This is a genomic window from Paenibacillus sp. J31R30 (assembly GCF_059692115.1).
On the sequence record NZ_JCAUAV010000001.1, the window covers coordinates 134,948 to 148,303 of the forward strand.

Sequence of the window (13,356 nt, forward strand, 5' to 3'; positions counted from 1 at the left end):
GCCTAGATGACCACTATAAGCCTCAGTGAGCGTATTTTTGAATTGGATCTTCGAAATTGACAAAGCATTAGATAAAGAAAAAAAGCAGTTCATTCCACGTCAAATGGAAGGCTGCTTTTGATCTATCAACTTGACCATTCGCTTCACATTCATTTGTTTCTTAAACCAGAGGTGCTTGAATCAATGTAGCGAAGTTAATTTGGTGAACATGACCATCATTTAGTGTAGTTTGACCTGTAACATGTAACTCCTACAAAGCGATGGTTGTGGCGGTCTGCGCCTTGTTCAGCCAGTTTCGTACTACCTTCAAGTGCACCAGGGCCGTGTTTTCATTTTTATTGTAGTTTTTTCTTCTGCATCGTTTACATTGCCTTTTTATGTTGACTTCACAACATCCTATTAAGGCATATTCATATAAGTGCTAGGCAATCATAAGCGTTCTTCAGATTTTTTTGTGAATACATATATGTATTCAGGCAATTTCGGTAACGTTGCCATTATTGGCCCAATGCAAGCAAGGGTGTTCTCTATTATGGTAGCAGCATGGGGCTAGGGTTAGGGTTTAACTTGCCGTTACAGATAACACGGAGAATTGTACTATCTGTAACGGCAAGTTATTCGAGAAGTTTCCCAAGTTGCAACGTTTGACCACAATCAACTGTGACGAAACTTGAGATGGTTATGAAGCAGGCAACTTTATTGCCTACTTTTATCTTATTCTTAATCTAACTATTGCCGGTACCTTTACCCGTACCACCCGTGCCTTTACCCGTACCACCCGTACCTTTACCCGTACCGCCAGTACCTTTACCCGTACCACCCGTACCTTTACCCGTACCACCCGTACCTTTACCCGTACCACCCGTACCTTTACCCGTACCGCCCGTACCTTTGCCAGTACCACCCGTACCTTTACCCGTACCGCCCGTACCTTTGCCTGTACCTTTGCCTGTACCTTTGCCTGTACCTTTGCCTGTACCCTTACCTGTACCTTTACCCGTACCTTTGCCCGTACCTTTGCCCGTACCTTTACCAGTACCACCCGTACCTTTGCCAGTACCACCTGTACCTTTGCCAGTACCACCCGTACCTTTGCCAGTACCACCCGTACCTTTGCCAGTACCACCTGTACCTTTGCCAGTACCACCTGTACCTTTACCAGTACCACCCGTACCTTTACCGGTACCTCCAGTACCACCCGTACCTTTATTTGACACGGGATTTCGAACTAAGAACTCATCTAACCCGACATCTTGAGCTTGTTTTATTAAATCTAATATTTGTGTTTCTCCCATATTGACTTGACCACCTTTCGGAAAATTATCCTTGTAAATCAAGGTGTTGTATCTTATGTAAATCGATTTTTATTTGTTCTAGTGATATGTCCAGATTTATTATCAACTCCACTTACTTTCTCATAAGATATAAAAAAAGCAAGGGAATGATTGAATGGAACATACTGCTATTCCTACTTATGGTATAACGATTGAGCCGAAAGATCTTAAGGTACTAAATAACGATGTATGGAGAGATGACCCTGTTTCATCCAAATTAATTGTAGACAACATTCCTTATGAGATTGGGATATCATATCGGGGCGATCATACACGTAAATTTCGAAAAAAATCCTATAGCATCGACTTTAGGTCATATAAAGAAGAATTTGCTGGACGTGAGATACACTTAAATGCTGAATACCGAGATCCATCTTTAATACGCAACAAGCTTTCTTTTGATTTTTTCCAGAGCATTGGGAGTTTTGCTCCAAATAGTAAGCATGTTTTTCTTGAATTAAATGGGGAGACAAAGGGAATTTATCTAGAACTTGAATCGGTGGATGATTTTTTTTTACAAAAAAGAAAACTTCCTCCAGGTCCTATTTTTTATGCCACAATCTATCATGCGAATTTTTCATTATTAACACCGAAGGAAAAGCCAAAACCTTCCCTTTTGTCTGGATATTTTCAAAAAATGGGTAGTGATAAGGATAAACTAAATTTAGAAAGGTTTATTGTAAACATAAATACAATTAACCGAGACCAATTTGGTGAAGCTATGAAGAAGGATATGGATATCAATAATTATTTATTGTGGCTATGCGGGGCAGTCTGTACACAAAACTACGATGGGTTTATTCACAACTATTCTATATTTCGAAATGAAGAGACGAGATTATATCAGATGATCCCATGGGATTATGACGCTACTTGGGGACGAAATTGGAATGGCGAAATAATGGAATATTATGCGGTTCCGATTCAAGGATATAATACACTCACTGCACGCCTTTTGGATGTAAAGGAAATACGGCAGCAATACCGTCGTATTATGGAAGAAGTTTTAGAAACGAAATTTACGGTTAACGCGATAGAACCTATGGTGACAAATCTCCATAAGCAATTAAATCCCTATATTTCTTTAGATCCATTTAAAAAAGAATCCATTTCGCTATTTAATAGTGAGCCTGAATTTATCTTTCGCTTCATTGAAAAGCGCAACGGTTATCTTCGAAAGCATCTAAAGGATCTTGAATAAAGGAGGGAGTACGTTGGAAAAAATTGAAATGAAAAATACAGGGAAATCTGGAAGAGGAATTTTTGCAACCGAAAGCTTTAAAAAAGGTGATTTAATTGAGTCAGCCCCGATTATCGTTATCTCCAAAAACGAATGGGAAGAAATGAGGGAAAGCGTACTCAAAAACTATATTTTCCGATGGGGCGAGGATAAAGCTATCGTTCTAGGATACGGTGCTTTATACAATCACTCTTTCACTCCCAATGCGAGATATTTATCGAATAAAAATAATTTAACTATCGACTTCTTTGCCTATAAGGAAATTAAAGCGGGTGAAGAGATTTTGATTAATTACAATGGAGACCCAAAGGACCAATCGTCATTGTGGTTTAAGGTTATCGATTAACACAAACTGAAACAGTTAGTCTAATCTTACAAGAAATAGCCATTCCGCAAAGGATGGCTTTTTAATTTGGAAGGTTAGTTGAGGAACGAATAGGCAGGGAGTGTTGTATTATTTTTTTGAAAAGTATCGTAATGATGCCTATATTAGTCAGTTAAAACAGTTTATTGAAGCAAAATATGGATTGGAAATATGGAATATTGCCGCAGCGAAGCGGGGATACCATGGGGAAACTTGGAAGATTGATATCAATGTGATACTTATTTTGCCAAACTCGTTTAAGCAAATTGATTTGCTCAATGAAATAGAACTGAGTAGGATTTACCCATGGGGCTGCCGAAGAGGATCGGCGCTACCGCCAGCTCGATAGACTAAACTTGCTCAGTGATAATATACATATACATCAAGTATACTGTGACGGTCTAACCGTCGGACGAGGAGCGTTCACTATGAATGTGGCTGAGCTTAAGCGATTTATCATTTCAATCGAGATTAAAGCATTAGAGAAAGCTTTAGTTGATGGAGAGGGTGAGAGTGAAATCGCCGAGTTGATCCGAGACAGGATCGAAAACCTCAAGCGAGAAGGAGAGTGGATTCATCAGTTTGACGATGGGTTGCCGACCTCACGATTCATATCGTCTGACCTCGTCATTCGGAGCGCGGTCACGGGCGACGTCGACACGATACGTGACGTCTATCGCCGAGCTTCGCTGACAAACAAAGCCGACCACCAGCTAGTCGCCGCTCATCCCGAGTGGCTCGTGTGGGACGTCGCGATGCTGCCGTTCGCGAATGTTGCTGTTGTTAACGGGCGGGTCGTCGGCTTCGCATCAACGCGTCAGGTCGACGACTTCCTCGAACTCGAGGATCTGTTCACTGATCCTGACTATAGGAGACAAGGCGTTGCCAGTACGCTGATCTCTGACATTGCACGTCGCGGTTTGCGTATAGAGGTGTCCACCAAACACGCGAAGGCGTTTTATGAATCGGTAGGGTTCGTCGTCATCGGTGTCGCCAACTCAAACGGCGGACCCCTGCTACGGATGCGTCTCGATGTTACACGTAATCGGCCTTGACGAGTAAACGGATAACGATACTCAATATAAAAAATCTAGCAGGCTGCCGGTGATAAACTCGGTGGCCTGTTGTGAACGGGCAGGATAGTTTAATCACTTCACGAATATTTCAAGATAAAATTTCTATGGGGTGAATCCATGATGGCAATTCAAGATCACTTTGAGCCTTTCCCAATTCTCGAGACCGAACGGACTATATTAAGACAGATAAAGCATTCAGATCTTGAAGATATATATAGTTATGCTTCGATTCCTGAAGTATCACAATATACGAGTTGGGATGTTCATAAAAGCATGGAAGACACTGAGTTATTGATAGAATACTTTCTAAATCAATATGAAACTCAGAAAATCGGGCTTTGGGGAATAGAAGAAAAGGCGTCAAAAAAGCTTATTGGAGATTGTGGGTTTATTCACTGGGATAATACGAATCTCAATGCAGAAGTAGGTTGCATATTATCAAATTTATATTGGAATAAGGGCATAGTGACCGAAGTTTTAAAAAAATTAATAGAATTTGGATTTAATAACTTAGGTTTAGTAAGAATACAAGGTAGATGCTTAATTGATAATGTTGGATCTCAGAAAGTGATGGAGAAGTCTGGGATGATATTTGAAGGGATATTAAGGAGAAATGTTAAAGCAAAAAACAGTTTTCATGATGTAAAGTTATATTCAATTATTAAAGAAGAATTTGTAAGTAATTTCGAAGCAGGCCCTGGCATCAGATAACACCATATTCACGCTTCGGGCCTTTCGGCCCTCGGTCCGATTTGTTCTTCATTAAGCTAACGGATAACAATAGTTGAATGAAACAGCGACAGTCTAGGACTTAATTTTCTCGTCCTTAAATGTCGCTGTTTCAATTTCTAGCCGTCTCTGACGGACCAGAAGCAAATTGCGAATTATTTAAACCATTTTTAGTAAGGAGGTTGGGAAGTCTAGTGGCATATTAGGGATAACACTTCTGGATGTACCTAGTAATCAAGCATAGTTTCCTCTCCCCCTGAATACTTCAATTACAAAGGCCGAATTGCCGTTATGAGGGGGAGAACAGCATGAGGAAAGATTGGCTTAGCGGGATTATGCTTTCACTGGTACTCGCATTGTCCGCTTGTTCATCATCGGATGTCGTAGTCGAGTCGCCAAATCCATCGGAGCAGCCGTCTCCGGTCGCAACAGAGGCAGTGCCGATTGCCGCGCCGGCGCATACGCCCGAGCCTACGGTGTCGCCGCCAGCGTCATCGAGCACGCCTGCGCCTAGTCAGGCACCTGCATTTGATCCGCCTGTACAGTACGAGTATCCCGATGCAGTGCGCGGTATTTATGTAACTGGCTGGTCGGCTGGCGGTGCTCGCATGCCCAAACTGCTGTCGCTTGTAGACAGCACCGATCTCAACGCGATGGTGATCGACATCAAGGATGATGATGGCTATATTACGTTCAAACCGAACGGGAAGCTTGCCGAATTCGGCCAGCCTTACATCCGCGATCCTGGGGCACTTATGAAATTGTTGGAGGAGCATCACATTTATCCGATTGCGCGTATTGTATCTTTTAAAGATACGGTTCTTGCAAAAAAACGCCCAGATCTTTCGTATGTGGATGGCAGCAGCCTTTGGCGTAACGGAAATGGTGACGGGTTCATTAACCCGTTTCTGAAAGAAACGTGGGAGCATAATGTTGATGTCGCTAAACTTGCGGCAGAGCTTGGGTTCAAAGAGATTCAATTCGACTACGTACGCTTCCCAGAAGGCTTCGAAAGCCGAGATAAATCATTGACCTATTCGATGGGTGACTATAAAGAAAAGAAGCCGTCAAAATTTAAGGAAGAGGAAAAAACATATGCCGAAGCTTCGAAAATATATGAAGCGGATATGGCTGCTTTGCAAATCAAGCTGACTGAGGCCACGAATACGTACAATGCAGATAAGACGGATGCAAACAAGAAAGGGCTGGATGATGCGCAGAAGAGCGTAGTAGACCTGAAAAAAGAGGCACCTAAAGCACCAGATTTCAGCGAGAAATCAAGGTTAACGCAGCTTCGCGTGGATGCGGTCAGCGACTTTGTCGCTTACGCGAAGGAGCAGCTGGGTCCATACGGCGTCAAAGTGTCCGTCGATATTTTCGGCTACTCGGCTACGCTGCCGGAAGCGCCAGGGATTGGGCAAAATTTTAACCGCATATCAAGCTCTGTGGATGTCATTTCATCGATGATTTATCCAAGTCACTGGTCGGACGGATATTTCGGCATACCTAAGCCTGATAAAGAGCCTTATCGCCTTGTCGCCGAATATATGAAGGCAGAGAAGAAGAAGTTCGGCGAGATGCAGAAGCCGCCTCTTTCGCGGCCGTGGATTCAAGATTTCACTGCAAGCTGGCTGGGCGCTGGCAATTACATCAAGTACGGTAAGGCCGAAGTGAATGAGCAAATTAGAGCTTTGAGCGACGCGGGGGTTCGGGAATACCTGATATGGAATGCTAATAATTCGTATTCAGAGGGGGTTTCCTATCTCCCGTAAAAAGAGTTAAATCAAGGGCAGGCTTTAGATGAGAGCTTACCCTTTATTGACGCCCATCATGGAGAACGAGAGTTAAGTAATTTGTCACGAAATTGAAATCTTATATTCATGTGACATTAATGAATTAAGCATATAATAAAAGTCGACCCCCTTTTAAAATATAAACTTAGACTCTCAGCCCGTTGCTGAGAGTCTCTTTTTGCTATTAAACGAAAGATTTAATTTGTGGTTCGTTTCCTGATGATTTTCCAAAAAAAGTTACTGAGTTTATTTCTATAGATATTGAGTAGAATGGCTACGCTAACGAGGAACTATAGATGAACAAACGTAAATAGGCTGCCGCGTGCAGCCTATTGTGCTATTGGGACGGGCAGTTATGCTCAATAATTCACACTAAATATATGGAAATAACCATTGGTTTAGTTGACTTATCAACTACTTTGGTATAGTCTGTTATGGGATGTGATTACAAAATGGATTTACTCGATAATATTGCTGTCTTAATTCATGATGCCAAATTAGAGATATCTATGCACATGACTAAAAGTTTAGCTCCGTATGATATTACGCCTGAACAAGCCTTTATCATTGTTTTGCTCAATGAACGAGATGGGTTGTCTCAGGGTGAGATTGCTTTCGCTTTAAGAAAAGATAAATCAAGCATCACTCGGATGATTGTGAGCCTTGAAACTAAAGGTCTAATGCACAGAATTACTAATAGTTATGACCGTCGTTTCTTTAAAGTATCATTAACAGATAAAGGTAAGAGCTTAGCTACAAATGTAATACCTTGTATTTCAGGAACTATTAATGTACTTGAAACTGGTTTTTCACTTGAAGAAATGAATGAATTACGCAGGCTTCTAATTAAGATGCGAGATAATATGAAAAAATGATTTGCGTACACCCAATAGTTGATATATCAACTATCAAGAAAGAAGGATTATCATGTTTGAGCATATCAATCAAAATTATGAAGGAATAGACTTTTGTAATCAAGATTTGAGGTATGGTGAGCTAATAAGTTGCACTTTTCATCGTTGCACATTTGCTAACGGATCGTTAGAGGAAATTACAACGAGGAACTGCCGTTTCGTTGAATGTAATTTTCGGGGTGCCTCGTTAAATAGCTCCGTTCATAAAGAATCTGCGTTTGAGAATTGTAATTTTGCCGAAGCCAATCTATTTGTGTCAAAGTTTGAAAACTGCAAAATGACGGGTTCAGATTTTTCCAGTGCCAATATGGATGGAATCACCATATTCCAAGGAGATTGGTCTTATACGAATATGAGAAACGCCAGACTGGTTAAGCAAGATTTGCGAGGAATTAAATTTTATGAATCTGACTTAACCGAAGCAAATTTAGAAAAAGCTGACTTAAGAAATTGTAATCTTACGAGATCAATGCTAGCTAGAGCGAATTTACAGGGAGCCGATGTAAGGGGAGCTAAAATGGATGGTGTGGATTTCAAATCCCTCACACTCAAGGGGTTACGAATGGATACAGAGCAAGCAGTGTTGTTTACACTTTCGCATGGTGCAAAAATGAATTAAATGACTATCGGTCTCATCCTTCTAACGGGACACGTTAGTTCAGAATAAGGGGAGCAGAATGCCGCGGAAGGTTTTTAAACCGCCGAAGCATGATTAAACCATTTCTTACGTTGAAGCCTTTGAACCCCGATCGAGATGATGCTGAATTGGCAACTATCGAGGTCGGCGGTCAGCTGGCCGTTAAGTTGAAGCCGCATAAAGTTCCAGCGACGAAGCAAGATTTTGAACAACTGAAACAACTCATTGAGTCCAGGCTTCCAGCTGGTATTCAGAAAGATTGAAATAAATAATTATTCGACATTAATAAACAAAGACCAGTCCACCACACGAAATAACGTGTAAGACTGGTCTTTGTATTTTGATATTCACTCTTCTTGAGGCTTCTTCCCGCCAAAAGCCAGCTTCAGCAAAGGCGGCGTCACTAACGTGGTCAAGATCACCACGATAAGCAAAGGTGTGAAGTAAGAGGGATCCAGCAATCCTGAGTCTAGTCCGATTGCAGCAATGATGAGGGCAACCTCGCCGCGGGAAACCATGCCAGAGCCTATCCCGAAAGAAGATTGCCAACTAAAACCGGTCAATTTGGCTCCAAGGCCTCCGCCAACCAATTTGGTAATAATCGAGATGACGGTCAGAGCAATAATTAACCAGAGATGGCGGCCAACGCCTTCCAACGTGACAGATAAGCCGATACTAACGAAAAAGATGGGAACAAAAATCGCATAGGCAATCGGTTCAAGCTTTTCTTCCACGGTATGCTTATATTTCGTTTGTGATACGGCGATACCAGCCGCGAAAGCCCCGATCATCCCCGCAACACCCAGATACTCGGCGAGATAAGCGAACAAAAAGCAAATGATCAACGCGGCGCTGATGATGGCTTCGGTCGCACGAAGTGGTGCTAACCATCTCATGATCCACGGAACGACTTTCCAACCTAATAGGAGTATGCCCCCAAAGAACAGCGCTTTCTTGAGCAAGACTGCAGAGAGCGAGACATCTGACCCTCCCATCATACTTAGGAGGACGGCGAGCAACACGACAACCAGCACATCGTCGATGACAGCAGCGCCAAGCATAGTGGTACCTTCCCTGCTATTAAGCCGGTTTAAGTCTTTCAGCACCTGCACCGAAATACTGACGGACGTTGCGCTTAACAATAAACCAAGAAACATGGCTTGCGATGTCGTGAATCCAATACTTATTCCAGTGATATAGCCGCCTGCGAACGGGAAAAGCACCCCGCCAAACGCAACCGCGAAGGAGGAGGTGAGGTTACGGCGCAGCTCCTGCAGATCGGTTTCCAGACCTGCGATAAACATGAGCAGCAATACGCCGATTTCGCTCAGCTCATCGATCAATTCTCCGCTCTCAACCCAACCCAGTACAGCCGGTCCCAAAATAATGCCCACGATGAGCTTCCCTAATACAGCAGGCTGGCCAAGTCGTACACTTAGATCCGAGGCCAGCTTAGTAGCTAATAAAATGATCAGCAATTCGAGATATAAGGTCATTTGAGAGCTCCCGTCCCTTGTATATCTATTTTGACCTGAACATCAAAGGTAGCTTTGGGATAAATAGCTTGCCACTCTTCCCAGTCCTTCTCTCTTCCATGCCTAGTAGCTCTATAAAGCAAGCCGAAGCCGAGCGGGTCGACATCATTCTTTTGTAACTTTTTCAGCAAATTTGTATATTTCATGATCTCACCCTGTGCAGCAGTTTGTTCTAATTTGTTCCAATCGTCTTCATATATTCCTACTGCGGATTGCTCTACACTTCCTCTCATATTGACATCGACACGAATCACAGGCTTATCTTTATCGCTGGTATCGATAGTAAAGCTTCTTTTCACTTTTCGAATTCCTAAAACGAGAGGTTTTTCATCTACTTTTGTATTGATATCAAAAAATGGATACTGATTGAGCAGCTCATTAAAAACACGCGATTCAACCGGGTCCATAAGGATCGTTTTCACTTTCTGTTTATCCAACATTGCAACCTTATTGATGTTATGTGTATCTTTCTCAGGCTCAATGACGGGTAAAAACGGATCCATGCCTTTTTCCGTCGTTCGCCGGTAAAAATCAAATAAATATTCGTTAATCGTTAACGGTGATCGCGTTCCTTTTTCCGAAAAGCTTAAATTCAAATCGCTTCCTGGCGATTTTTCGGATTTTATATTCATTTTCAGAACAGCTTCCGCATTGGGACTTCCCATAGCTATGACCCCTAAACTTGGAATATCTGTCCTGCGTGATAAGAAATCTAGAGGTTCTTGAATATTCTCAAGCGCCAAGGTTTGACCAACTATACTGATGGACGAATGGCTAAAATCAAGCTGCTTTGGGACTTTAGCGATGATCAGTCTGACTGCACTTGATATTGATTCACCATTGACGCTAACAACTTGAGTGTGACTCCCGCCAGGTTCCGATTTTGGGGAAGGCAAAGCCAGTTTTAAAGACACTCGGAAAGGTTTATTTTCTTCATCCGATTTATCGATGCCAATGGCCATGACAAAAATTCGTTTATCGATATCCTTGAAGGAGCAGCCCGATAGTAAAGACAATGCAGAGAGGAGGAGAAGTAACCGAGGGATGCTCATAGGCTGCGCCGCCTTTTCATCCAAGCAAACACCGCGACGATTACGACCAGAAGCAGCTCGGTAAAAAACCTAGCATCTAGCCATGTGATGGTGTATTTAAAAATTTCTTTTATGGTGAAGAAGTAATAAAGGAGCATCGTAAGTAGGGCATATAGGGTGATTGTTACCCAGGAAATGAGTTGTTCCTTACGTGGCTTGTTGGGCGATTCCAGTTTAAAACATCCTTTCAACAGTTCAATGCCAACATGGAACGTAATCGTCGCGTACATAATAAAAAGGAAAACAATGGTAATTAAGTAAATAAGAAGACCGCGTTCGAAGAGTCCAAGTTCTATAGGCATGTCATCAATAGCGCTCAAACCTGGGTTCAAATAATCTCCTGCCCCGACCGTACCATGATAGCCGATTGAAATAATAAATAAACCGCACACAAAATGTAAGCTTAAGAAGAGGATCAGCGTATAAAATTTTCCATTTATTTTGCTGGGGATTGTTCGATTAAATATCGTTAAGCCCACAAATCCGGAGAAAATAATATTCGCTGTGGTGACCAGATTCCATTTCGGCAGTATGAAAGCATAATCAGCCATAGCTCTAACTGCATTCCACTCGAATCCATGACTATAAATGGCTTTTATTGTGACAAAGTAGATGAAAGGTGTCGTCATAAAAATAACAATTTCTAACGTACTTAAGACCGTCTTACTTGATCTAGTGGCTCCCCAGGCTGCAGCAAGAAAGAAAAATGCAATGAAAATGCTCGGACTTGTTCGTACAAGGAGATATTGATTCACGAAAGAAGCCGTGTAGCCTAGAATGAGACAACCTTTGGATATCGTCATGATTGAAAAAAAGAGCAAGAGTGGAGTTCTGACCCAAGCTGGCATATACATCCGAAATATTACAGGGAGACCTTGATTTGGAAAATAACCTAATGACCTGCACATGGAGAGAAGGAAAATGGAGCCTGGAATCGTACAGAGCACTACCGCTAATATGCTGCCATCAAATCTGTTTTCAATCAAATAGGTGAGGGTAAATAAAGCGCCAACGGTCAGAATATTACACCAGAAAACATAAAAAGCATAACGATTCATGAAATCGATCCTTCTTCCCATCTATCTATTACGTTTTTCCGAATTTTTCCTTTTCGTCGATAAATACTTTCAAGTAAGGCTTGCCGAAGCTTTTCAAATCGTTCAGATAAATGATCATACCAAATAAGCCGACAACAACACCTATAATGCCAAAGCAACTCGCTAATAGGACAAAAGGATATTTCATGATTCTGATCGCAAAGCTCATCGCATTGATCGGAACGACAAAATTGGCGATGGCAATGGCGGATGTCACGATAATCATGATGCTGCTTACCAGATTGGCCTGTTGGGCAGCTTGTCCAAGAATCAATCCGCCTACTGTAGTTGCTGCCGCACTAATGGATTTAGGCAGACGAATACTTGCTTCAATTAAGGCCTCCGTCAAGAACATCATGATCAAAACTTCAATATACGATGGATAGGGGACACCCTCTCGGCTGCCGGCGATTGTAAGGGCAAGCTGTACACGAAAAAATTCGGGATCAACGGAGACCATGGAAATATAGAGGGCAGGGAGGAGCACGGTTATAAAAATGCCTATATATCGAAGGGCCACCATAGATGCACTTATCCAATAAAGTTGAAATACATCATCCATAGAAGAGATGAAATCGTAAAAAACAGCCGGAGCGATCAAAGCATACCCGGAGCCCTGGACAAGTATGATGATTTTGCCTTGCGTCAAATTTAACGCGACCCGGTCCGGTCTTTCTGTAATCATCATCACGGGAAATAAAGAAAATTTACGTCCCGTAAGAAGTTTCTGAAGATGCGTAGCCGAAAGAATAACATTTGGTTTGACAGAAGCAAGCCTTCCACGAATATCAGTCAATACTTCCTTATCAACAAATTGACTGTCATAAATCAGAGCAATCTCAGTTTGCGGCAATTGGCCGACCTTCGCGTTTTCATAAATAAGATGAGTTGAGGGATAGCGATGTCGAAGCAGATTGATATTCGTTTTCAAGTCATCGCTGAACGAATGTTGGGATCCATAAAGGGCAGTTTCTGTGCTGGAATCCCCAAGTTCATTATTTACAATTTTGTTCGCGCTAAAAAAAATGAGCTCATTGTCAACGAACACACAGACATGACCGCTCATCAATTTGGTTATGACACCCGGATCATCGTCCGGTTTTACAACACCGGGAAGTGATGTGAGATAGTTATCAATTTCATCTTTACTTGTAAACGCCAAAATTGGACGGACAAGATCATCTTTGATGTTCTTTTCATCACAAATGCTATCTAAATAAATGAGTTCCAGCTCAATACCCTGGACATGCATGCAATCCGATTTCAAGTCACTCGAAGAACCTAATTGATTTTTGATAAGAGTTTTGAGAGTTTCAGTCATGGAACAGCATCCTTACTTGTGGTCTTCTTACCATCCTGTCCTTTTTGGGAATTGCTCAAACATAACGATGGTTTTAGAGGTCATAAGTGGATGGAGGAGTGAGTCTAGCGGAGAACGAAGGCATATTTGAAATTAGGACAGCCTTTACTAATCTCTTACTTTCGATTTAAGATTCAAAAGGAACTATGATCCCATCATAGTTCCTGTTTTTGTGGAAAAAGCGAA

The 13,356-nt window shown here is 42.0% G+C and carries 13 protein-coding genes and 1 pseudogene; 8 read left to right on the forward strand and 6 right to left on the reverse strand.

Features of this window, described 5'->3' with window-relative positions; all coding sequences use genetic code 11:
* Positions 1–160 precede the first annotated feature (160 nt).
* Both AC58QO_RS00455 and AC58QO_RS00460 read right to left on the reverse strand, forming a co-directional pair.
* A pseudogene (locus tag AC58QO_RS00455) lies at positions 161–308 on the reverse strand (YmaF family protein); the annotation flags it as partial.
* Between the two features lie 417 nt (positions 309–725).
* Positions 726–1,295 carry a hypothetical protein gene (locus tag AC58QO_RS00460; protein WP_497263024.1) on the reverse strand — a complete coding sequence of 190 codons (570 nt, stop codon included), beginning with the start codon at positions 1,293–1,295 and terminating at the stop codon, positions 726–728.
* Between the two features lie 154 nt (positions 1,296–1,449).
* On the opposite strand from AC58QO_RS00460, the gene AC58QO_RS00465 reads away from it, so the two are divergent.
* The 8 genes from AC58QO_RS00465 (at position 1,450) to AC58QO_RS00500 (ending at position 8,350) form a co-directional block, all read left to right on the forward strand.
* Positions 1,450–2,535 (forward strand): CotH kinase family protein, encoded by a 1,086-nt coding sequence (locus AC58QO_RS00465; RefSeq protein ID WP_497263026.1) that lies wholly within the window; start codon positions 1,450–1,452, stop codon positions 2,533–2,535.
* A gap of 13 nt (positions 2,536–2,548) precedes the next feature.
* Positions 2,549–2,920 carry an SET domain-containing protein gene (locus AC58QO_RS00470; protein WP_497263028.1) on the forward strand — a complete coding sequence of 124 codons (372 nt, stop codon included), beginning with the start codon at positions 2,549–2,551 and terminating at the stop codon, positions 2,918–2,920.
* Between the two features lie 446 nt (positions 2,921–3,366).
* Positions 3,367–3,993 (forward strand): GNAT family N-acetyltransferase, encoded by a 627-nt coding sequence (locus tag AC58QO_RS00475; RefSeq protein ID WP_497263030.1) that lies wholly within the window; start codon positions 3,367–3,369, stop codon positions 3,991–3,993.
* A 138-nt stretch (positions 3,994–4,131) separates the two neighbouring features.
* Positions 4,132–4,725 (forward strand): GNAT family N-acetyltransferase, encoded by a 594-nt coding sequence (locus AC58QO_RS00480; RefSeq protein WP_497263032.1) that lies wholly within the window; start codon positions 4,132–4,134, stop codon positions 4,723–4,725.
* A gap of 326 nt (positions 4,726–5,051) precedes the next feature.
* Positions 5,052–6,515, forward strand: a complete 1,464-nt coding sequence (locus AC58QO_RS00485; RefSeq protein WP_497263034.1) for a putative glycoside hydrolase — start codon at positions 5,052–5,054, stop codon at positions 6,513–6,515.
* 473 nt (positions 6,516–6,988) lie between these two features.
* The gene (locus AC58QO_RS00490; protein WP_497263036.1) at positions 6,989–7,411 is read left to right on the forward strand and encodes a MarR family winged helix-turn-helix transcriptional regulator; all 423 of its coding nucleotides are present in this window, start codon (positions 6,989–6,991) and stop codon (positions 7,409–7,411) included.
* Positions 7,412–7,463: 52 nt separating this feature from the next.
* On the forward strand, positions 7,464–8,069 hold the full coding sequence (locus AC58QO_RS00495) for a pentapeptide repeat-containing protein (protein ID WP_497263038.1): 606 nt from the start codon (positions 7,464–7,466) through the stop codon (positions 8,067–8,069).
* Positions 8,070–8,158: 89 nt separating this feature from the next.
* Positions 8,159–8,350, forward strand: coding sequence for a hypothetical protein (locus AC58QO_RS00500; RefSeq protein WP_497263040.1), 192 nt, complete (start codon positions 8,159–8,161; stop codon positions 8,348–8,350).
* Positions 8,351–8,434: 84 nt separating this feature from the next.
* On the opposite strand, the gene AC58QO_RS00505 is transcribed toward AC58QO_RS00500, so the two are convergent.
* Genes AC58QO_RS00505 through AC58QO_RS00520 form a run of 4 tightly spaced genes read right to left on the reverse strand, consistent with a single transcriptional unit; the run spans position 8,435 to position 13,131 of the window.
* Positions 8,435–9,583 carry a cation:proton antiporter gene (locus AC58QO_RS00505; protein WP_497263042.1) on the reverse strand — a complete coding sequence of 383 codons (1,149 nt, stop codon included), beginning with the start codon at positions 9,581–9,583 and terminating at the stop codon, positions 8,435–8,437.
* Positions 9,580–10,674: a Ger(x)C family spore germination protein gene (locus tag AC58QO_RS00510; protein ID WP_497263044.1), complete on the reverse strand. Its 1,095-nt coding sequence runs from the start codon at positions 10,672–10,674 to the stop codon at positions 9,580–9,582. Before AC58QO_RS00510 ends, AC58QO_RS00505 begins: the two co-directional genes overlap by 4 nt.
* Complete coding sequence (locus tag AC58QO_RS00515; RefSeq protein WP_497263046.1) at positions 10,671–11,771, reverse strand: hypothetical protein; 1,101 nt, start codon at positions 11,769–11,771, stop codon at positions 10,671–10,673. Before AC58QO_RS00515 ends, AC58QO_RS00510 begins: the two co-directional genes overlap by 4 nt.
* A 28-nt stretch (positions 11,772–11,799) precedes the next feature.
* Positions 11,800–13,131 carry a spore germination protein gene (locus AC58QO_RS00520; RefSeq protein ID WP_497263048.1) on the reverse strand — a complete coding sequence of 444 codons (1,332 nt, stop codon included), beginning with the start codon at positions 13,129–13,131 and terminating at the stop codon, positions 11,800–11,802.
* Positions 13,132–13,356 lie beyond the last annotated feature (225 nt).

What these genes read in the sequence shown, in the direction of transcription:
- AC58QO_RS00490 (WP_497263036.1), top strand. Translation starts at nt 6,989, where the DNA reads ATGGATTTACTCGATAATATTGCTGTCTTAATTCATGATGCCAAATTA.
- AC58QO_RS00500 (WP_497263040.1), top strand. Translation starts at nt 8,159, where the DNA reads ATGATTAAACCATTTCTTACGTTGAAGCCTTTGAACCCCGATCGAGAT.
- AC58QO_RS00465 (WP_497263026.1), top strand. Translation starts at nt 1,450, where the DNA reads ATGGAACATACTGCTATTCCTACTTATGGTATAACGATTGAGCCGAAA.
- AC58QO_RS00480 (WP_497263032.1), top strand. Translation starts at nt 4,132, where the DNA reads ATGATGGCAATTCAAGATCACTTTGAGCCTTTCCCAATTCTCGAGACC.
- AC58QO_RS00505 (WP_497263042.1), bottom strand. Translation starts at nt 9,583, where the DNA reads ATGACCTTATATCTCGAATTGCTGATCATTTTATTAGCTACTAAGCTG.
- AC58QO_RS00510 (WP_497263044.1), bottom strand. Translation starts at nt 10,674, where the DNA reads ATGAGCATCCCTCGGTTACTTCTCCTCCTCTCTGCATTGTCTTTACTA.
- AC58QO_RS00475 (WP_497263030.1), top strand. Translation starts at nt 3,367, where the DNA reads ATGAATGTGGCTGAGCTTAAGCGATTTATCATTTCAATCGAGATTAAA.
- AC58QO_RS00515 (WP_497263046.1), bottom strand. Translation starts at nt 11,771, where the DNA reads ATGAATCGTTATGCTTTTTATGTTTTCTGGTGTAATATTCTGACCGTT.
- AC58QO_RS00460 (WP_497263024.1), bottom strand. Translation starts at nt 1,295, where the DNA reads ATGGGAGAAACACAAATATTAGATTTAATAAAACAAGCTCAAGATGTC.
- AC58QO_RS00485 (WP_497263034.1), top strand. Translation starts at nt 5,052, where the DNA reads ATGAGGAAAGATTGGCTTAGCGGGATTATGCTTTCACTGGTACTCGCA.
- AC58QO_RS00520 (WP_497263048.1), bottom strand. Translation starts at nt 13,131, where the DNA reads ATGACTGAAACTCTCAAAACTCTTATCAAAAATCAATTAGGTTCTTCG.
- AC58QO_RS00495 (WP_497263038.1), top strand. Translation starts at nt 7,464, where the DNA reads ATGTTTGAGCATATCAATCAAAATTATGAAGGAATAGACTTTTGTAAT.